Genomic DNA, 19453 nt, shown 5'->3' with positions numbered 1-19453 from the left:
GTGTATGGAGTCCACTTCCTCCGCCAACTGCTGGCGTTGGCACGCGTCACGGGAAGTGGACAGTATCTCGGTGTAGGGTCTGACGGGCTTCACCCAACGATACCACCGCGATGCTCACTCGCTTCTTCGCTGTACCGCACTCCAAGTGACTACCCTATCAACACCACCAATGCCAGCAGAAGACAACTTCACCGTAACGCCCTACGCCGTCGAAGGCGACATCGACTACGACCGACTCCTCGACCGATTCGGAGCCGACCAACTCACCTCCGAACAGAAAACGCGATTCCCCGACCCCGGCCACCCGCTCGTCCGTCGAGACGTCTTCTACGCCCAACGAGATGTAGACTCGTTCCTTGATGCCGCAAACGATGGCGAACCCCATTCAATTGTGACCGGACGTGGCCCCTCCGGGCCGATGCATATCGGCCACATCTTCCCCTTTTACTTTGCAAAATATCTCCAAGAACAGACTGGGACACGCGTCTACATACCGTTCTCCGACGACGAGAAGTACGTTCTCAAGGACAAATCGCTGGACGAAATCAGCGACTACACTCGCCAGAATCTCCGTGACCTCCTTGCCGTCGGCTTCGACCCTGACCGCACTCGCATCATCGTTGATACAGCAGACGCCGACGTGGTGTACCCACTTGCTACTGCCTTTGCAAAGGAAGTGACCCAATCGACAGTCGACGCGACGTACGGAGAACCGGAGAATATCGGCCTGTCGTTCTACCCTGCCGTGCAAGCAACTCATCTGCTCCTTCCACAACTTGTCGAGGGACGCCACCCGACACTCGTTCCAATTGCAGTAGACCAAGACCCGCACGTACGCGTCTGTCGTGATATCGCCGCGAAGCAACGCTACGACGTGAGCAAGCCCGGGGCATTGCTTTCGAAGTTCCTCCCGAGTCTCGAAGGGCCGGGAAAGATGAGTTCGTCTGACGACGCCCCGAGTATCCTCCTTTCGGACGACCGAGAGACGGTCACCGATAAAATCCGGACGTACGCGTACTCAGGTGGACAGACGAGCATCGAGGAACATCGGGCGAAAGGTGGGAATCCAGAGGTTGACGTCCCCTATCTATTGTTGTACTACTTCTTTGAGGAGAGCGACGAGCGGGTTGAACAACTGGCAGCAGATTACCGTGAGGGCTCTCTATTGAGTGGTGAACTCAAGGCATTCGCGGCAGAGCGTATCGCGGATTTCCTCGAAACTCATCAAGCACGTCGGTCGGCACTCGGTTCGCTGGAAGACGAGTTGTCTGCATATCGACTGACTGAAACCGAGCGGCAGGCTGCAAGAAGGCGGGCAGGATATCCCGATAACGAACTCTCACGACAGTAGGCATATCGTTTCACCGTTCCCCTACAGTAGTTGAGATCGACTGTCTCAATGCATACGGTTCTCAAATTACTTTGTGGTCGAGAGCGACTTCGTCAACAGAGTGATTATTGCTCCCGTCGGAAACTAATAGTGCGGTTTCACCGACTCGGTTGATTCGAGTCTGTTGTTCCTCTGAGATGACGGTCTAGCGCATCAGTAACCTCTTCACGCTCGTGATGGACCCAATGTGAAGCGTCAGGAAACATCCGTATCTGGCCGTCTTCACAGTAGTCGATGCTTCTTTCAGCCATTGAGGGTAGGAGGGCTATGTCATCTTCTCCCCAACAAATCAGCGTCTTCTGGGTAACGATGTCGCATGATGGGTGTTCCGACCGACGGAATCCACGATACCAATTAATCCTCGGCTCAATACCTGTATGCTGCCAAGCCGCCTTGTAGCGGTTAATCGTTTCTTCGTCGAATGTCCCTTCGTTCGAGGTTATTTCAAGCGAGTCAACCATATTGGCCATATCGTTCCGACGCAGCATCCACTCGGGGAGCTTCGGTACCTGATAGAACCAGACGTACCAGCTCCGGAGAATTTGTTCGAGGCTAGACCGTAAGGTTTCTCGATACACCGTGGGGTGTGGGACGTTTAAGATTCCGAGACGATTAACAACAGATGGATAACAGAGTGCGACGTTCCAAGCGACGAACCCGCCAAAGTCGTGCCCGACTACGTGGGCCGAGTCTCGGCCCTCGCTGTGAATCAATTCGCGCACGTCAGCGACTAATTCCGATTGCCGGTAGGCATCGACCTCATCAGGTGCGTCGCTCAGATTACAGCCTCGCTGATCCGGAACAACCACTCGAAACCCGGCCTCAACGAGCGAACGAATCTGATGACGCCAGCCGTACCAGAAATCGGGATGTCCGTGTAGAAGGACGACCAGAGGTGCGTCGGGATCGCCGGCGGTGACGACGTGTAACTGCACGCCATTGATGTCACGATAGGTCGATTCGACATCGTGCCCACTGAGCAACGATGCATCAGTCGTTGTAACCGTCTCTGTGGCCATGGGTCTGGGTTTCGTCGTCGGCATCGTGCTCTCGTGGGAGGACATACGCGACAAAGCTGAATACGAGAACTGCCGCACCAATGTGGCTCCTTATATCTCCTGAAGCTTCTGGCTACTGTACGGCGGGAATCTCACTGACGCTACGATTCGTGAGCGAAGATCAGAATCAGTGAACGAGCTCGCTGAACACGCGTTCTTCGGCTTTCCGAAGGTGCTCACCGACTGTTCCGGGAGAAATCCCAACGATGTCGCCGATGTCTTCGAGTGACGCTTCGCGGGGCTCACGATAATATCCTAGATCAACTGCTGCCTCAAGCACTTCCTCCTGCCTCGGTGTAATCATTCTATTGAGCGATGATTTATCAGTCTTATAATCTCCCAGTCCAAGGACCTCGAATGTGAGTTGATCCATTTTCCTGGCGTATTCGTATAACTGACTGAACGTTTCGTCAGTTCCCAGGTAAGTGATTTTAAGGTGATTCTCGGACGTAAAGTGAATCGGGGTCTCTATCACCAGCAGTGATTCCTGTTGCAGTTGAAGAGATCGGCGAACCGCTTCTGTCGGTTCGAATTGGCTCACAGCCATCCATCGGTCTTCACCCGCAGTAAGATAACTAGTGACATGAGACGAATCCTCCATAATCTGTTTGTATCGTTTCTTACTGCCGCTTGCCTCGGCAAACAGGAGGACAGTATCATCATCAAGAAGCTCAAGATGATGGATAGCCCGCCGCCTGATCGACGGGTCATCCGCCAGTTCCTCTCCGAGTGGATGGAATGCCGCCCCTCCATCTGGTTTGACTAAGGCAGTAAGGTATCTCATAGCGTCAACCAAAACTGCGCGCAGTAAAATACCTCTGTAATCGAGCTTTAAACCTCCTACTGGTGAGGTAGCGTGGCTACGGGACCCTACCGAGACCTAACAGCCGAAGGACGATGCAACAGCAACAGTTCTTGACCGTCAACCCACTCGTGGACGAGCCGGTCACAACCCTCCCCGGGATGTCATCGTCAACCGTGGCACACACGAGAACACCCCCGCACTCGTGATTCGAGCCGATCACGTCCAGAAGGCACTCTCGGCGCTTCGCTCGGAAATTGGGTCTGGTTGGATGTGTGATAAGAATAGCCGCCTGGAGAGCTATCTGGGGAAGTGTCCGCTGACCGAATCGGTGAAATTCACGCATCACAGCTCTGCTAAATCGGTTTTAGTCTCAACACACCTTCCCCTAAATTGGCGGAAGCGACTGGGGAGTGCTTCTGCATAACCAGAACAAACTGACCAACTCGGCTCGCCATTCACCACGACCGTAACAAGTGAGCAGAAAAGAAGCGATTCGACAGAACCTCGCCCGTTAGTCGTCGCCCAGGATGCCCTCGGCGACGGCCATGTCCTCGACGCTCGGGTCGTCGGCGGACTGCCGGAGGACGAACCGCTTTCTGACGAGGTCGGCCGCGTAGATGACCGTCCCGAGGATGATGAGGGAGTCGCCGGGGAGCCGCGCCCAGAACAGCGTCTGAATCAGCGGCTGGTCGTAGAAGGCGACGCTCCGGGCGGCGGCGTAGCTCCCGGTGAACGCCGTCTCCAACTGAAGGAAGCCGACCGGGAGGACGGAGACGAACACCATCAACACGAGGCCGACGTTCCAACACCAGAAGGCGGCGTGCAGCCACGAGCCGTCCCAGCGCTCGGCGTCGATGGAGAGCTGGAGCATGTAGGTGACCATGCCGAGCGCGAGGAAACCGAACGCGCCGAACATCGCGGCGTGGGCGTGACCGACCGTCAGGTACGTCCCGTGCTCGTAGTAGTTGATGAGCGGGAGGTTGATGAAGAAGCCGAGCACGCCCGCGCCGACGAAGTTCCAGACGCCGCTGGCGACGATGAACATGAACGGCAGACGGTACGGGAACGACTCGCCCGACATCGCCCGGTACTGCCCGAGCGCCTCGTAGAGGATGAACACCAGCGGGATGAGTTCGAGCGTCGAGAAGACGCTCCCGATGGGCACCCACATGTCGGGCATGCCGACCCACCAGTAGTGGTGCGAGACGCCGATGATGCCCGTCCCCATGACGAGCAGCGCCTGGAGCATGACCGCCTTCTCGGCGCTCCGGCGCGACAGGAGGTTCATCGACACCAGCGTCAGGCCGACGATGGCGACGATGAAGAACTCGAAGGCCCCCTCGACCCACATGTGGACGACCCACCAGCGCCAGAACTCCGTGACGGCGATGTTCGTCTCGGGGGTAAAGAGGAAGCCCGCGGTGAACAAGAGGGCGATAGAGCCGCCAGCGTACAGAATCATGTGCGCCAGCCCGTACGGCGGTTCCTTGTCGAGAAGCGGCTTCAGCCCGCGAACCGCCAACCCCGCCCAGATGAGGAAGCCGGCGAGGATGCCGAACTGCCAGAGCTTGCCGACTTCGAGGTATTCGAGCCCCTCGTTGCCGAGAATCCACCACAACGAGCCGTCGATGTAGCCGTTCGCGCCCAGCCAGATGCCCGATAGGCCGCCGACCACGACGACGACGATAGCGCCGAGGAGGACGTCGATGTACGTCGACTGCTTCGGCGGTTCGTAGCCGGTCAAAAGCGGCGGGAGGAACAGCCCCGCGCCGAGCCACGTCGCGGCGATCCAGAGGATGCCGAGGTCGATGTGCCACGTCTTGGCGATGGCGAACGAGAGCAGTTGCAAGATGGGCACGCCGAATATCGACTCGATGCCGAAGAAGCCGGCGCGCTCGATGTAGAAGTGCGCGAGCAGGCCGCCCAACAGCACCTGCGCCAAGAACAACCCGGCGGCCACCGGGACGAACCGGAGCGCCGCCCGCTGGCTCGGGAAGACGCTCACGTCGCCCGGTTCGGGCACCGTGATGTCCTCGGCCGACGGCTCGGGGAGTTCGACCGACTTGTACAGCCAGATGCCGAGACCCGCGCCCGCGACGAGAAGCACCATGGCGATGACGCTCCACGTCATCGAGGCGGCGGTGGCGTCGTTGCCCGCGCCGGGCTGGTACGGCCAGTCGTTCGTGTACGAGTGAGTGCCGTCAGGGCGGTCGGTGTGGGAGAACCACGCCGTCCACATGGCGAAGTCCGCGAACGCCTGCGCCTCCTCCTCGGAGTCGATCATGTTCGCGGGGACGCCGCGCTCGTGGTCGCCCTCGTGGTAGCGCTCGACGTACTCCTGGCGCACCTGCTCGTGGGCGTAGACCTCGGCCGCGGTGTACCGAATCGCGCCGCCCTCGTAGCTGTCGTCGAGGTCGGATTTCACCACGTCGGCGACGGCGGCCTGGTCGGCGGAGTCGAGTTGGTCGTAGGGGTCACCGTACCGCTCTTGGGCGTAGTAGTTCCGCATGAACTGGACTTTCAAGTCCAGCGCGTCGGCGGTGTAGTCCGCGCCGTAGTACGCGCCGTTGCCCAGTATCGACCCGTGGTTCATCAGGCCGTCTTTCTGGAACACGGTCTTGCCCTCTCGAATCACGTCGCCGCTGACGACGACGTCTCCGTCGGGTCCGACCACCTCGTCGGGAATCGGCGGGGCCTCCTGGTAGGCGAACCAGGCGCCCGCGCCCATCACGACGAGGTTGAAGACGAACACGACGACGATTGCCTTCGCGATGGTCTTGCGTTGAAGCTCCATACAGGTCGTGGTTCACACGCCTGCTATAGGCTACACGCGGCGCTTCCCGACCTCGCACAGCCCGGACGAACATGTTCGGATAGCCGCTCTTTGAGTCGGAAGCCGTCTCTCGAACCGTGATGACGACCGACTCCCGACCCGCGGACCACGACCACGAAACGCCCGACTCTGCGACCGACCGCGTCCACGACACCTCGTGGTCGGCGAACCTCGAACTCCCGCGGCACGCCGCCGACCGCGACCTCGTGGTTTCGGAGGCGGTCGCCGCGGTTGAACACACGACTGCCGGCCACCACGTCAACCTCGTCACTCACGGCGACCACGGCCACCCGGAGGCGTACCTCTACGACGCGCTCGCGGAGCGATTTGGCGCGGACCTATCGTACGACTACGTCGAGCAATGCGGCTGTGGCGGGCACGTGACACGGGTGTTCGTCGAGTAGTCGCATCTCGGTCTCGAACGTCGAGACCGGTGTCCGCACTCGCGACGAGCCGGTGTCTAGCTACCCCGACGAGTCCGGGGTTTCAACGGTTCCGTCGCCAGTATCCGTTTCGGCGAAGAAGTCGAACGTCAGTTCGGCGTCGAGGACGTGCGTGTGCTCGAAGACCCCCGTCTCGACGAGTTCCACGGTACTGTCGACGACGAGCCTGCGGGCCGATTCCGGCCATTCGGTGACCGCGAGGTTGAGAAACGCGGTCTCGTCGGCGAGCTCGCCGAACCGGTGGACTTCGACGACCGCGGCCGTCTCGTCTCGGAACAGCGACACGGACGGGTGAGGCTTGTGGCCTCCCTCGAACGGCCCCCGGAGCGAGAGTCGCGGCGGGGACCCGTCACCGTCGGGTGCCGTAAAGCGCTGTGTGAGCGACCGCAGTTCGGTGTCTTCTGTATGCGAAATCGAGACGGCGAGCGGTCTCGGGAGGGGCCCGGAAGTGGGGTCGACACCAACGGTGGCGAGGTCTCCGTCGTCTCCGTCGTCTCCGTCCCCGTCGAACTGGAGATATTTCGCCCTGTCTCGGGGGTTGTCGTCGGGCTCGACCACCGGGTCCGTGTGTTCGGTCGGCGACCCGATGGAACCGCATCCCGCGGTCAGGGTGGAGGCGGCGGTCAGTGCGGACGCGAGGAACGCGCGGCGGCGCATAGTTATCAACACGCTGGTAGCAGTAACAATGTTCTGGACTGGCGACACGCGCCGTGAGTGTTCGACAGCGCCACGGTCTCCTCTCACCGTCGCCACGCCGCGAACGCGGCACAGTCACCCAGTCTTCGAAGACGTTGCCCGGCTGTGGGCGGCCTACTCCGACTTCTCCTTCGGATACGTCTCGCCCGCCGATTCGTCGCCCTCGCCTTTGAGCCACATGAACGCGCCGAACAGCGCGGGCGACGCCAGCATCGCCCCGAACGTCCCGGCCAGTGCGATGCCGCCGAGGCGCTCCGTCTCGGGGTCGCCGAACGGTTCGGCGACCGACGCGTTCGACCCGCCCTCGTCGTCGGTGACGACGACCGCGCCTTTCATCCCGAGCGTCTCGTGCGGGGTGCAGGCGTATCTGTACGTCCCGGCCTCCTCGAAGGTGTGTTCGAACGTGTGGTCGCCGGCGCTGACGAGGTCGGACTCGAAGCTCCCGTCCTCGGCGACGACGTTGTGCGACCCGCCCTTTCCGGACCACGTCCACGCGACGGTCGTCCCCTTCGAGACGCGAATCGCCGCGGGGCCGAAGCCGAACGCCCCGCCGTTTGCCTGCGACCCGACCTCGACCGTCACGCGCTGGAGACCGGTCTGTCCCTCCACGCCGTCGAAGTTCGAGGTGTTCTCGAACCACGCGTCGAGGTCGGCGTCCCCCTCGCCGCCGCTCTCGGCGGACGCCTCCGTCTCTTCCTCGCCGGCCGAGTCGGCCGCCTCGGTCGCGGTCGCGCCGCCGGCGTCGCCGACGACGATTGCGCCCTTCATCCCGAGCGTCTTGTGCGGCGTACAGACGTAGGTGTAGACGCCCGCCGCGTCGAACGTCTGCTCGAACGTGTGGCCGCTGTCGCCGACGAGGTCGGACTCGAAACTCCCGTCGCTGGCGGCGACGTTGTGCGACCCGCCCTTCCCGTTCCACTCCCAGACGACGGTCGTTCCGGGGTCGACGCGTACGGCGGCCGGGCCGAAGCCGAACGCCCCGCCGTTGGCCTGCGACCCCACCGTCACCGTCACCGTCGAACTCCCCGTCTTGTCCACTACCCCCTCGTAGTTCGAGGTCTGTGCGAACCACGAGTCGAGGTCGGTCCCCGACTGCGCTCGCGCGGAGTCGGCGACGCCTCCCAGCGCGGTCGTGGAGACGGCCGCGCCGCCGAGGAGTCGAAGTACGGTTCGCCGGCCGAGCGTCGGAGATGTGGCATCGTTCGAACTCATGATTGAGTGCGGCGAGACGGTGGACCCGCCCCGCTCGACACTCGACGGTCCGTGTTCCGGTGAAAAACCCACCTCGCTGGTTCCCGAAACGCGGCCGGGGGCCGAACATGTTCGGAACTATCTTTGTGCGGCGGGGACGACTTCGTTTCACTACCGATGCCCCGGGCAACACTCTCCATCACGCTCCCCGAGGAGGTCTGGGTTTCCGACCTCTCGGGCCGCTATCCGGACGCCGAGTTCACCGTCCTCGCGGCGATGCCGGCCGACGAGACGGGCGTCGGCCTCGTCGAGATACGGGCGGCCGACATCGAGCCGGTCGTCACCACCATCGACGAGTACGAGTCGGTCGTCTCGGTGACGATTCTCGAAGCGCAGCCGGAGCGCGCGCTGGTGCAGTTCGAGACGACCGAGCCGCTGTTGATTCTCACGCTCAGCGAGGTGGGCATCCCGCTGGAACTGCCTATCACCATCGTCGACGGCGAGGTGACCGTCGAGGTGACCGCGCCGCGCGAGAACCTCTCGGAGCTGGGCGAACAGCTCACCCAGTTCGGTATCCCGTTCGACCTCGTCTCTATCCACCAGTCGATAGACACGGAATCGCTGCTCACCGACGACCAGTACGCCCTCCTCGAGACGGCGGTCGCCGAGGGCTACTACGACACGCCGCGGACGTGCACGCTCACCGGGCTCGCCGAGGCCGTCGGGCTGGCGAAGTCGACGACGAGCGAGAAGCTCCACCGGGCGGAAGGGAAAGTCATGAAGGCGTTTCTCGCGCGGGACGACGCGACGGTCTAACCCTCAGTCGTCGGTCTGGTCGCTGACGGCCGACCACAGCGTCGAGAGCTGGTCTGAGGCCGACCGCGACGGCGACGACACCGAAATCGAGAGGTCGCCCGGTTCGCGCGTGACGACCACCTCCTCGAAGCCGAGCGCGTAGCGAGCGGCCTCGCGGCCGCGGTCGTGTTTCTCCAACAGCCCCGCCTCCACCATCTGTTCGAGCTTTCGGTACACCGTCGAGCGCGGGAGGTCGCACGCGGCGGCGATGTCCGAGGCGGTCATCGGCCCGTCGAGTCGCTTGAGGACGGCGCGACACTGCGTGCTGGTGAGGGCGTCGAACACCGTCTCGAAGTCCGGTTCGAGCGCGTCTGAGAGTGGATTCGTCGACATCTGCGTAGGCTTGGGTTGCTCGGCGCGGCGCGCGCCGTCGGTTCGGGTTCCGATACGCCACCGAGTCGTATGAAAGGTGTGGGCACCAGCGTCGAGTCGGTCGAATCGATGGCCGTCGATTCACACTGGCACGCCCGACTCGACTGTTCCCCCGCCCGGTACGTATCGACCGCGCCGAACATGTTCGGAAGGCTCCTGTGGAACGGGAACCGGCGAGGCGGTATTCCACTCCCCCGGGCCAACGACCGACTGTAATGAGCAACTACGTCGGTGCACCCGGTTCGACGGTGTCGCGTCGTGAATTCCTCGCCGCAACGGGGAGCGTCGGAGCGCTCGGCCTCGCGGGGTGCGCCGCGCCCACGAACGGCGATGGCAACGCCGCCGTCGGCGCAGACGAGACGACCGTCTCCCAGACGAGCGAGTCGAGCCTGCCGTACACCAGTCCGCCGGAGGTCGTGCAGGTGGACGAACAGGGCGGGAAGGTCACCCTCAAGAGCGCGCCGGCGCGCCACGCGGCCCATCCCCTCGAGACGATGGGCGGGCCGGTCGAACTCCCGCAGGTGTGGGCGTTCAGCGCCGACGACGGCGCGCCGAGCGTCCCCGGGCCGATTCTCCGGACGACCGAGGGCAACGACATGGAGGTCACGCTGGACAACACCGACGGGATGCGCCCGCACACGGTCCACTTCCACGGCGTGCGCAAGGCCTGGAAGGACGACGGCGTGCCGACGACGACGGGCATCCGCGTCGACCCCGGCGAGAAACACACCTACACCATCCCGGCGAACGTCCCCGGGACGCACCTCTACCACTGTCACTACCAGACCCACCGGCACATCGAGATGGGGATGTACGGCATCCTCCGCGTCGACCCGAAGGGGTACGGACCGGCCGACAGGGAGTACTTCATGACCGTCCGCGACTGGGACTCACGGCTTCCCCGGCAGATGGCCGGCGAGAACGTGGCCTACGACCCCCGGAACCGGAAGCCGGACGTGTTCACCGTCAACGGCAAGAGCGCGCCGCGGACGCTCCACCCCGAAGACGGCTCGCCCATCATCGTCGAGCAGGACGACACCGTCCGCATTCACTACGTCAACGCGGGCTACATGAGCCACCCGATGCACATCCACAACCACCGCTTCCAAGTCGTCGAAAAGGACGGCGGCGTCGTCCCCGAGGCCGCCCGCCACGACATGGACGTGACGAACATCGCGCCCGCGGAGCGCCACACCATCGAGTTCACGGCGGACGCCCAACCCGGCATCTACCTCATGCACTGCCACAAGGTCAACCACGTCATGAACGGGGGCTTCTACCCCGGCGGCATGCTGGGCGGCGTCGTCTACAAGGAGGCGATGGACACCGACATCTTCGCGAAACTGATGGAGTACGCCGGCTATGAGGGGTGAGGTGACGAGTCGGTAACGGCGTTCACGCGCGCTTTCGACGGCGTTTCGGCGACTGATTCTGCGCGACCGGCCGTGGCCGAGCCGCCCCATCGTGTCAACTATCGAGGCGGCAATAAGATTTTTATTCGTTATAGAATAACAATTTTTCCAGAATGTTTGATGAACAATCTCATACAAGCTCAGACGAGTCGGATTTCAGTAGGAGACAGTTCCTCGGTGGCCTCACGTCGTTGGCCGCGGCGACGTCGTACACGCTCGACGTTCCCGACGATGTCGCTGCCACCGTCTCGAACAACGACGACGGGCCCGTTCAGACGGTTTCGTCACCCGATGGGTCGCTCGTCGTCCGCGTCGATGTCTCGACCGGGACGCCGACCTACGCGGTCTCGTACGAGGGCCGCCGGGTCGTCGAACCGTCGGGACTCGGGTTCGAGTTCGCAGACCAACCGGCGTTCGGGACCGACCTCGCCGTCGCCGGCACCGAGCGGGCGACGGTCGACGAGCGCTGGACGCCCGTCTGGGGACAGTACGACGAGATTCGCGAGCACTACAACGAACTCCGTATCGGTCTCGTCGAGACGGCCGAACCGGAGCGAACCGTCACGCTCGCGATTCGCGTCTTCGACGACGGCGTCGGCCTCCGCTACGTCTTCCCCGAGTCGTCCGGCTTCGGCGACTTCGTCGTCACGAGCGAGCGAACGGAGTTCGCGTTCGCCGACGACTTCACCGCCTGGTGGGTCGAAAACGACTTCAACAGCTACGAGTACGTCCACGAGCGGACCCCGCTGAGCGAAATCGGCGACGAGAGTTCGTTCGGCGGCGCACACACCCCGATGACGATGCGAGCCGACGACGACTGCTATCTGAGCGTCCACGAGGCGAGCCTCGTCGATTACGCGGCGATGGCGGTCGAACCCGTCTCGGCCGGGTCCACGACCTTCCGCTCGACGCTCGCACCGCGTCCCGACGGGACGAAAGTGACCGCGAGCGCGCCGCACGCGACGCCGTGGCGGACGGTGCAGGTCGGGTCCAGCCCCGGCGACCTCGTCGAATCGACGCTCGTCGTGAACCTCAACGAGCCGCACGACCCCGCGGACTTCCCCCAGGGGACCGACTGGATAGAACCGCAGAAGTTCCTGGGCGTCTGGTGGCTCATGATAACTGGGCGCGCCGACTGGCAGTACCGCGGCCCACAGACCGGGAACCACGGCGCGCAGACGAAGCGCATGAAGCGGTACATGGACTTCGCCAGCGAGCACGACGTTCCGAGCGTCCTCGTGGAGGGATGGAACGAGGGCTGGCGCACCTATCCCGGCGACGGCAGCGCGATGGACTTCGACGAGTCCTACCCCGATTTCGACATCGAGGCGGTGACCGCGTACGGCCGCAGTCTCGACCCGCCGGTCGCGATGACCGCCCACAACGAGACCGCCGGCAACGTCTCGAACTACGAGTCGCAACTCACGGGCGAGTCGAGTCCGTTCGCCTTCTACGACGACCTCGGCATCAACTCGATAAAGACGGGGTACGTCGCGGACAGCGGCGTTACCATCGACGGGGAGACGTACAACCACCACTGCCAACCGCTCGTGAACCACCACCGGTTGGTCTACCGCGAAGCGGCCAAACACCGCCAGATGCTCGAAGTCCACGAGCCGCTCAAACCGACCGGCGAGCGGCGGACCTTCCCCAACGTCATGACCCGCGAGGGCGTCCTCGGACAGGAGTACGACGCCTTCGGCTACGTCGACCCCGAACACCACGTGACGTTCCCCTTCACCCGGATGCTCGGCGGCCCCGTCGAGTACACGCCCGGTATCTTCGACTCCGACTCCGGGTCCGGCGGCATCGAGACGACGCGAGCCAAACAGCTCGCGATGTATCCGACCTACTTCAGTGGCCTCCAGATGGTCGCCGACCTCCCGAGTTCGTACCTCGCCGACCGGGACGCCACGGTCGGCGTCGGCGACGTGGCACAGGCCGAGAACGCGGAGCTGGATGGCGTTTCGACTGCCGCGCGGTGGGCGGGCGCGCAGGGCGGCCGGTACGTCCCGGTCGACCCCAATACCGTCGACGCCGGCGCGGGGCTCTCGTGGACCGTCGAGAGCGTCACCGAGGACGTCACGTACGAGTTGCACCTCCGGTACGCCAGCGACGGGGAGAACAACGCCGTCCCCGAAGGCACGCCGCGGACGGCCACGGTCCTGGTCGACGGGGCCGAACAGGGTCAAGTGACGCTCCCGCCGACCGACTACTGGGACGACTGGAACGCGGTTTCGACGCCGGTGTCGCTGTCGGCGGGCGACAACGAGCTAGCGGTGCGCCTCGCCGATGGCGACACGGGCGGGTTCAACCTCGATTCTGTCGCCGTCACGCAGACCGGTGCGCCGATGCCCGAACCGGCGACTGACCCGACGCTCGGGCCGACCGTCGACGCCTTCGACTTCATCGAGTCGGTCCCGGCCGGGCCGTGGAGCGACACCCGCGTCGTCGACGCCGAAATCGGCTCGTACTCGGTGGTCGCGCGAAGGCACGAAGACGAGTGGTTCGTCGGCGCGATGACCGACGAGAACGGCCGCGCGCTGGACGTTCCGTTGGACTTCCTCGACGACGCGCCGGGCGAACGCAAGGGACACAACAAGAACGACCACGGCGCGGGTCACGGCGGGTCGAACGGCCGCGGCCACACCAAGGGAGCGTACGTCCTCGAACTCTACTCCGACGGCATCGACGCGGCGTACGACTCGAACCTCGACGCCGTCCGCGTCGACGAGGCAATCGTCACCGCGGACACGACTGTCCTCGCGTCGATGGTCGAGACCGGCGGAACCGCGATGCGACTCCGACCGGCCACGAACGACGACCTCGCGCGACTGCCGAGGTACCGACGGCCCGAACAGGAAGTGGATATCGAGGTGCGCGACGACCCGTTCGTCGGCGAGTCGTTCGTGACCGCGACGGGGTCGAACGAGGGAGACTACATCGGCGGGACGACCATCCGCCTCGTCGTCGACGGCGACCTCGCCGCGCCCTCGAACGTGCGGTTCGAACCGGGGACGACCGACGCGCGAGACGAACTCTCGTACGCCATCGAGACGCCCGGCGAGTACGAGGTCGCCGTCCTGGCGGCCGACGGTGAGACGCTGGCCGACGAAACGGTGACGGTGAAGCCGCCCGAGACGGTCGCCGACCTCGCCGACCCGGCGGGAGACGACCACGGCCCCGGCGGGTACGTCTATCCGACGAACGCGGCCTTCGAGGACGGCGCGTTCGACCTCCGGTCGGTCACGGTCGAACAGACACCGAGTCGGTACCAGTTCAGTTTCGAGGTCGAGAACCTCTACAACGCCTTCGGGAGCAGTCGCGGCTTCTCACCGCAGTTGTTCCTCCTGTGGGTGCGCGACCCCGAGAAACAGGGTGGGACAGACGAGAGCCTCGACGACCTCGGGGCGAATGTGACGTTCGCCGACCCGTGGCACTACCGCCTCGAAATCAGCGGTTTCACGAAGGGCGCCGTCGACGCCACCGGCGCGACCCTCACCGACGACGAGGGGAGCACGGTCACGCTCGGCGAGGCGGTCGATGCCGACGCGAACACCGTCACGCTGACGCTCGACTGGGCCGCCTTCGACGGCGTCGACGCCGCCGACCTCGAAGTCGTCGCCGCGGTCCAGTCCGAAGACCGGGGGTCGCTTCGTCCCGTCGCGGAGTCGGCCGGTGAGTACGTCTTCGGCGGCGCGAAGGCGGGTGCAGTCGATACCGCGCCGCTCCTCGCCGACCTCGTCACACCCGACGGGCGGGCGCAGTCCTCCGTCCTCGACTACGCCGCCGGACAGCGCGCGACGATTCCGTTCGTCTCGCTGGAGTAGGTCGACGCGTCGGCCCACCACAATCGCCCGAGTTTTTCCTGAACGACGAGTCACCGCATCGCGTTCTACAGGTATCTCTGTCCGCCCCGTATATACACCAGTCATAATCGAGGTCCGGTTTCTTTTGAATGCCGACGCGAGGCGTTACAGATGGAATTCGCTGAGATGGACTCGGCTGTGTTGTTCGGCCTGATTACGATGGTGACGTGGGGGATTTGGATAATCTTAGGCAACGCCGCGTCGGAGTCCATGGACCCGAGGACTGCCGCGGCTATCTCGTATCTCGTAGCGGCACTCCTCGCATTCGGCTTCATCATCGTTTCGGACGCATCGCTCGCGGTTACTGCAAGGGGAGGTCTCCTCGCTGGCGTGGCCGGGTTGTTTACTGGAACCGGCCTCATTTCGATGTATATCGGGTTCACCCACGGGTCGACGACAGTTGTCTCGACGCTCGGTGCCATGTACTTCGTCGTCGCGGCCGTCATCGGCATCGTCGTTCTCGGAGAGAACCTCACAGTGACGAAAGTCACGGGTATCGCGTTCGCAGTTCTCGGAATCGTCTTGGTCACCCGATAGATTGAACACCGTCTGTGTCACGCCGCTCCAGACAATACTCGTGAGGGTTCTGTCGCCGTGCTGAACTCGGCGTAAGCCGCCATTTTCCGACGACTATCTTCCGCTGGCCGCGACTGTCACAACAGTTATTAGTCAGTTGTATCACTAGGTAATTAATGGCGTCAACGCAACTCCAGCACGCCCGAGCAGGACGCGTCACCCCCGCGATGGAACGCGTCGCCGAGCGCGAGAACCGCGACCCCGAGTTCGTCAGAACGCAGGTCGCCGAGGGGCAGGCGGTCATCCCCGCGAACCGCAACCACGACTCGCTCGACCCGATGGTCATCGGCCGCGAGTTCGCCACGAAGGTCAACGCGAACATCGGCAACAGCGAGACGACGAGCGACCTCACCGAGGAGTTGGAGAAGCTCCACACCGCGGTCCACTACGGCGCGGACACGGTAATGGACCTCTCGACGGGGTCGAACCTCGACGAGATTCGGGAGGCGAACGTCGCGTACTCGCCGGTCCCAATCGGCACCGTCCCCATCTACGAGGCGGTCAAGCGCGTCGACAGCCCCGAAGACATCACCCGCGACCTGCTCCTCGAAATCATCGAGAAACAGGCCGAACAGGGCGTCGATTACATGACGATTCACGCGGGCGTGCTGATGGAGCACCTCCCCCTGACCGACGGCCGGAAGACGGGCATCGTCTCCCGCGGCGGCTCCATCCTCGCTCAGTGGATGGAGGAAAACGGCGAGCAGAACCCCCTGTACGTCGCGTTCGAGGACATCTGCGACATCTTCGCCGAACACGATGTGACGTTCTCGCTCGGCGACGGCCTCCGACCCGGCTGTCTGGCCGACGCCGGCGACGACGCGCAGTTCGCCGAACTCGACACGCTGGGCGAACTCACGCGGACCGCGTGGGACTACGGCGTGCAGGTGATGGTCGAGGGACCCGGCCACGTTCCGATGGACCACATCGCAGAAAACGTCGAACGTCAACAGGAGGTCTGCGACGGCGCGCCGTTCTACGTCCTCGGCCCGCTCGTCACCGACGTGGCTCCGGGCTACGACCACATCACGAGCGCCATCGGCGCGACCGAGGCGGGCCGCGCCGGCGCGGCGATGCTGTGTTACGTCACGCCGAAAGAACACCTCGGGCTTCCCGACCGCGAGGACGTGCGCGAGGGGCTCGCAGCCTACCGAATCGCCGCCCACGCGGCCGACGTGGCGACCGACCTCCCCGGCGCGCGCGACTGGGACGACGCGCTCTCGGAGGCCCGCTACGAGTTCGACTGGGCGCGGCAGTTCGACCTCGCGCTCGACCCCGAGCGGGCGCGGTCGTACCACGACCAGACGCTCCCCGGCGACAACTACAAAGAGGCGCGCTTCTGCTCGATGTGCGGCGTCGAGTTCTGTTCGATGCGCATCGACCAGGACGCGCGCGAGGCCGACGGCGAGATGGAGACAATCGCGTCCGCGACCGACCTCGACGCGTCGCTCGCGGCCGACGCGAACCTCCCTCCGGTCGGCGCGCACGACACCGACCGCGTCCCCGACGAAATCGAAATCGGCGGCGTCACGTTCACGCCCGAATCGGCCCACGGCGACGACTGACGACCGTCTGAGTCCGCGGGCCATCGACCGAGTCCGCGAACCACCGACCGACTGGGTACCCACCGCCGACCACCCGTGTCGGTGGGTTCTTTTTCCGCGTCGCTGAAAGGGAGTACCAATGGTCCTCGGCAGTCTCGTCCCATCGTCGCCGCTCGCGAACGTCGTCGTGATTCTCCTGACGACCGGCCTCATCTGGGTCGGCAGCGGCTGGCTCGAAGAGTCGGCAGACCACCTCGCGGCGTACTACGGCCTCCCCGCGGTCGTCCAGGGCTCTATTATCGTCGCCCTCGGGTCGAGCTTTCCCGAGTTCGCCAGCGTCGCCATCGCCGCCACCGCGGGCGTCTTCGACATGGGTGTCGGCGCAATCGTCGGCTCGGCCATCTTCAACATCCTCGTGATTCCGGCGCTGTCGGGGCTCGCCACCGACGGCGACCTCGAAACGAGTCGGCTGGTCGTCTACAAGGAGGCGCAGTTCTACATGGTCGCCGTCGCCACGCTCGTCGTCACGTTCTCGCTGGCGGTTATCTACTTCCCCGTCCCCGACGGCCCGGCGCTGACGGGACAGCTCACCCGCCCGGTGGCGCTCATCCCCCTGCTCCTCTACGGCCTCTACCTGTTCATCCAGTGGCAGGACGTCTCGGAGTACGAAGCCGAGAACGCGGGCGTCGCCGACGGCATCGGTCGCGAGTGGGCGCGCCTTCTCGGCGGCCTCCTCGTCATCCTCGTCGGCGTCGAGCAACTGGTCGGGAGCGTCGAGTCGCTCAGCGGGACCTTCGGCGTCCCGACGTTCCTCGCGGGGGTCACCGTGGTCGCCGCCGCGACGAGCCTCCCCGACACGCTCGTCAGCGTCCGCTCGGCCGCCGACGGCAACAGCGCGACGAGCCTCGGCAACGTCCTCGGGTCGAACACGTTCGACCTGCTCGTCGCCATCCCCGTGGGCGTCCTCATCGTCGGGAGCGTCCCGGTCGACTTCGCCGTCGCCGTCCCCATGCTGGGCGTGCTGACGCTGGCGACCGTCCTGCTGTTCGGCCTGCTCCGGACGGACCTGTCGCTCTCGCGGCTGGAGTGCTACGCGCTCGGCGCGGCGTATCTCGTCTTCGTCGGGTGGATCATCGCCGAGACCGCGGGCGTCACGAGCCTGCTTCGGAACTGACGGGCGAAAGCGACCGGCGTCCGCCGACCGCGGGCCGACGCCCGACGGCTCTCCCTACTCGTTTCGCGGCTTTCTGACCGTCACCACCGGCACCGGCGAGGTTCGGACCAGTTTCTCTGCGACGCTCCCGAGCATGTAGCGGTCGAAGCCCGTGTGGCCGTGGGTTCCCATCACCACGATGTCCACGTCGTGTTCGTCGATGTACGCGAGGATACCGTGGTGAATCGACACGTCGCGGCCGACGGACTCCCTGACCGTCTCGACGCCCGCGGCGGCCGCCACGTCGCCCGCCTGTTCGACCGCGTCGCTCGCCCGCTCTTCGAGTTCGTCGATGAGGAGCGGCCCGCGGATGTCCGCGCCGAAGGCGGCGACGTTGACGACCGAGACCGCGTGGAGCGCGGCGTCGGTCGCCGCCGCCACCTCGCTGCCGAACGTGACCGCCGCGGTCGCGCAGGCGCTCCCGTCGGTGGGCGTCAGCACGTCGGCGTAGGGGTACGCGAGGTCGGTCGCCGCGTCCGGCCGGACGGTGAGCACGGGCACGTCGGACCGTCGGACGACGCGTTCCGTGGTGCTCCCGAGGAGCAGGCGGCTCAGCCCCGTCCGCCCGTGAGTCGGCATGACGACGAGGTCACTGTCCTGTTCGGCGGCGTACTCGGTGATGACTCGATACGGTTCGCCGCGCTCGACGCTCGTCACGACCGCCACGTCGGACTGGGACGCGCGGGCCGCGGCGTCGCTCACGAAGCGCTCGCCGTCGCTTCGGCGGCGCTCGTCGGGTTCGTCTCCCTCGCTCTCACCCTCGTCGCTCAGGTTCGGGCGACGCTCGGACTCCGGCGGGGCGACGTGCAGCAGGTGGAGGGTCGCGTCGTGGGCGGCGGCGATGTCGACAACGTGGTCGAGGACGGCGTCCGCGCCCTCGCTCCCGTCGGTCGGAAAGAGGAGTCGGTCGAACATGGTTCGATATTCTCAGCGAACTCACAAAAGCGGGGAGGGTGGTCATCGCGCGGTGAGAAGGCGGTCGTGTCTCGCCGTCAGCGCCGGAGCGCCCAGACGGCCAGTCCGATAGCTTCTCGAAGCGTCACGCCCGCCGCGAACACGTACACCGTCTGCAACGGCAGTTCGAGGAAATCGATGGCCGCCACCGCGAGCGACATCACGATGGCCATCCCGACCCACCCGAGTGCGAACCGGCGCTCCGACGCCGACGTGTGTGTACCCAACTCGACCATACTCCC

The 19453-nt window shown here is 64.6% G+C and carries 16 protein-coding genes; 8 read left to right on the top strand and 8 right to left on the bottom strand.

Features of this window, described 5'->3' with window-relative positions; genetic code table 11:
* Positions 1 to 169 precede the first annotated feature (169 nt).
* Positions 170 to 1351 (top strand): tryptophan--tRNA ligase, encoded by a 1182-nt coding sequence (locus tag BN984_RS01550; RefSeq protein ID WP_049967484.1) that lies wholly within the window; start codon positions 170 to 172, stop codon positions 1349 to 1351.
* A gap of 137 nt (positions 1352 to 1488) precedes the next feature.
* Here the strand turns inward: BN984_RS01550 and BN984_RS18865 are convergent, their stop codons facing one another.
* The 3 genes from BN984_RS18865 to BN984_RS01540 form a co-directional block, all read right to left on the bottom strand.
* A complete protein-coding gene (locus tag BN984_RS18865) occupies positions 1489 to 2409 on the bottom strand; it encodes an alpha/beta fold hydrolase (protein ID WP_199514362.1) in 921 nt (306 codons plus the stop codon).
* A gap of 166 nt (positions 2410 to 2575) precedes the next feature.
* Positions 2576 to 3232: a helix-turn-helix domain-containing protein gene (locus BN984_RS01545; RefSeq protein WP_049913656.1), complete on the bottom strand. Its 657-nt coding sequence runs from the start codon at positions 3230 to 3232 to the stop codon at positions 2576 to 2578.
* Positions 3233 to 3764: 532 nt separating this feature from the next.
* A complete protein-coding gene (locus BN984_RS01540; RefSeq protein WP_049967483.1) occupies positions 3765 to 6047 on the bottom strand; it encodes a nitric-oxide reductase large subunit in 2283 nt (760 codons plus the stop codon).
* Positions 6048 to 6166: 119 nt separating this feature from the next.
* Here BN984_RS01540 and BN984_RS01535 point away from each other — a divergent pair, with 119 nt between their 5' ends.
* Positions 6167 to 6490, top strand: a complete 324-nt coding sequence (locus tag BN984_RS01535) for a CGCGG family putative rSAM-modified RiPP protein (protein ID WP_008096215.1) — start codon at positions 6167 to 6169, stop codon at positions 6488 to 6490.
* Positions 6491 to 6550: 60 nt separating this feature from the next.
* Here BN984_RS01535 and BN984_RS01530 read toward each other — a convergent pair whose 3' ends face one another.
* Together BN984_RS01530 and BN984_RS01525 are read right to left on the bottom strand one after the other, a co-directional pair.
* Positions 6551 to 7186: a hypothetical protein gene (locus BN984_RS01530; RefSeq protein WP_181950674.1), complete on the bottom strand. Its 636-nt coding sequence runs from the start codon at positions 7184 to 7186 to the stop codon at positions 6551 to 6553.
* A gap of 153 nt (positions 7187 to 7339) precedes the next feature.
* Positions 7340 to 8437: a halocyanin domain-containing protein gene (locus BN984_RS01525; protein WP_049967482.1), complete on the bottom strand. Its 1098-nt coding sequence runs from the start codon at positions 8435 to 8437 to the stop codon at positions 7340 to 7342.
* A gap of 156 nt (positions 8438 to 8593) precedes the next feature.
* On the opposite strand from BN984_RS01525, the gene BN984_RS01520 reads away from it, so the two are divergent.
* The gene (locus BN984_RS01520) at positions 8594 to 9232 is read left to right on the top strand and encodes a helix-turn-helix domain-containing protein (RefSeq protein WP_049967481.1); all 639 of its coding nucleotides are present in this window, start codon (positions 8594 to 8596) and stop codon (positions 9230 to 9232) included.
* A gap of 3 nt (positions 9233 to 9235) precedes the next feature.
* Here the strand turns inward: BN984_RS01520 and BN984_RS01515 are convergent, their stop codons facing one another.
* Positions 9236 to 9604 (bottom strand): winged helix-turn-helix domain-containing protein, encoded by a 369-nt coding sequence (locus BN984_RS01515; protein ID WP_049967480.1) that lies wholly within the window; start codon positions 9602 to 9604, stop codon positions 9236 to 9238.
* A 254-nt stretch (positions 9605 to 9858) separates the two neighbouring features.
* Here BN984_RS01515 and BN984_RS01510 point away from each other — a divergent pair, with 254 nt between their 5' ends.
* The 5 genes from BN984_RS01510 to BN984_RS01490 all read left to right on the top strand — a co-directional run bounded on the left by BN984_RS01510 (position 9859) and on the right by BN984_RS01490 (position 18218).
* Entirely contained in the window at positions 9859 to 11016 is a 1158-nt protein-coding gene (locus BN984_RS01510; RefSeq protein ID WP_049967479.1) for a multicopper oxidase domain-containing protein, read from the top strand.
* Between the two features lie 152 nt (positions 11017 to 11168).
* Positions 11169 to 14885, top strand: coding sequence for a glycoside hydrolase family 97 catalytic domain-containing protein (locus BN984_RS01505; protein WP_049967478.1), 3717 nt, complete (start codon positions 11169 to 11171; stop codon positions 14883 to 14885).
* 150 nt (positions 14886 to 15035) lie between these two features.
* Positions 15036 to 15461: an EamA family transporter gene (locus BN984_RS01500; protein WP_008096222.1), complete on the top strand. Its 426-nt coding sequence runs from the start codon at positions 15036 to 15038 to the stop codon at positions 15459 to 15461.
* A gap of 155 nt (positions 15462 to 15616) precedes the next feature.
* Complete coding sequence (gene thiC / locus BN984_RS01495) at positions 15617 to 17065, top strand: phosphomethylpyrimidine synthase ThiC (protein ID WP_049967477.1); 1449 nt, start codon at positions 15617 to 15619, stop codon at positions 17063 to 17065.
* 118 nt (positions 17066 to 17183) lie between these two features.
* On the top strand, positions 17184 to 18218 hold the full coding sequence (locus tag BN984_RS01490) for a sodium:calcium antiporter (protein ID WP_008096225.1): 1035 nt from the start codon (positions 17184 to 17186) through the stop codon (positions 18216 to 18218).
* Between the two features lie 54 nt (positions 18219 to 18272).
* Here BN984_RS01490 and BN984_RS01485 read toward each other — a convergent pair whose 3' ends face one another.
* Both BN984_RS01485 and BN984_RS01480 read right to left on the bottom strand, forming a co-directional pair.
* Positions 18273 to 19172, bottom strand: a complete 900-nt coding sequence (locus tag BN984_RS01485; protein ID WP_049967476.1) for a universal stress protein — start codon at positions 19170 to 19172, stop codon at positions 18273 to 18275.
* 77 nt (positions 19173 to 19249) lie between these two features.
* On the bottom strand, positions 19250 to 19447 hold the full coding sequence (locus BN984_RS01480; RefSeq protein ID WP_004967129.1) for a hypothetical protein: 198 nt from the start codon (positions 19445 to 19447) through the stop codon (positions 19250 to 19252).
* Between the last annotated feature and the right edge of the window lie 6 nt (positions 19448 to 19453).

The sequence above is a fragment of the Haloferax prahovense genome, assembly GCF_000723845.1.
Classification (GTDB): domain Archaea; phylum Halobacteriota; class Halobacteria; order Halobacteriales; family Haloferacaceae; genus Haloferax; species Haloferax prahovense.
The sequence above is the reverse complement of the archived record's forward strand: the minus strand, read 5'-3'. Positions and strand labels throughout refer to the sequence as shown.

Excerpts from the sequence above, each read along its gene's own strand:
- BN984_RS01530 (WP_181950674.1), bottom strand. The coding sequence starts at position 7,186 with ATGCGCCGCCGCGCGTTCCTCGCGTCCGCACTGACCGCCGCCTCCACC.
- BN984_RS01480 (WP_004967129.1), bottom strand. The coding sequence starts at position 19,447 with ATGGTCGAGTTGGGTACACACACGTCGGCGTCGGAGCGCCGGTTCGCA.
- BN984_RS01500 (WP_008096222.1), top strand. The coding sequence starts at position 15,036 with ATGGAATTCGCTGAGATGGACTCGGCTGTGTTGTTCGGCCTGATTACG.
- thiC (WP_049967477.1), top strand. The coding sequence starts at position 15,617 with ATGGCGTCAACGCAACTCCAGCACGCCCGAGCAGGACGCGTCACCCCC.
- BN984_RS01525 (WP_049967482.1), bottom strand. The coding sequence starts at position 8,437 with ATGAGTTCGAACGATGCCACATCTCCGACGCTCGGCCGGCGAACCGTA.
- BN984_RS01550 (WP_049967484.1), top strand. The coding sequence starts at position 170 with ATGCCAGCAGAAGACAACTTCACCGTAACGCCCTACGCCGTCGAAGGC.
- BN984_RS01520 (WP_049967481.1), top strand. The coding sequence starts at position 8,594 with ATGCCCCGGGCAACACTCTCCATCACGCTCCCCGAGGAGGTCTGGGTT.
- BN984_RS01490 (WP_008096225.1), top strand. The coding sequence starts at position 17,184 with ATGGTCCTCGGCAGTCTCGTCCCATCGTCGCCGCTCGCGAACGTCGTC.
- BN984_RS01510 (WP_049967479.1), top strand. The coding sequence starts at position 9,859 with ATGAGCAACTACGTCGGTGCACCCGGTTCGACGGTGTCGCGTCGTGAA.
- BN984_RS01545 (WP_049913656.1), bottom strand. The coding sequence starts at position 3,232 with ATGAGATACCTTACTGCCTTAGTCAAACCAGATGGAGGGGCGGCATTC.
- BN984_RS01515 (WP_049967480.1), bottom strand. The coding sequence starts at position 9,604 with ATGTCGACGAATCCACTCTCAGACGCGCTCGAACCGGACTTCGAGACG.
- BN984_RS01505 (WP_049967478.1), top strand. The coding sequence starts at position 11,169 with ATGTTTGATGAACAATCTCATACAAGCTCAGACGAGTCGGATTTCAGT.
- BN984_RS01485 (WP_049967476.1), bottom strand. The coding sequence starts at position 19,172 with ATGTTCGACCGACTCCTCTTTCCGACCGACGGGAGCGAGGGCGCGGAC.
- BN984_RS01540 (WP_049967483.1), bottom strand. The coding sequence starts at position 6,047 with ATGGAGCTTCAACGCAAGACCATCGCGAAGGCAATCGTCGTCGTGTTC.
- BN984_RS01535 (WP_008096215.1), top strand. The coding sequence starts at position 6,167 with ATGACGACCGACTCCCGACCCGCGGACCACGACCACGAAACGCCCGAC.
- BN984_RS18865 (WP_199514362.1), bottom strand. The coding sequence starts at position 2,409 with ATGGCCACAGAGACGGTTACAACGACTGATGCATCGTTGCTCAGTGGG.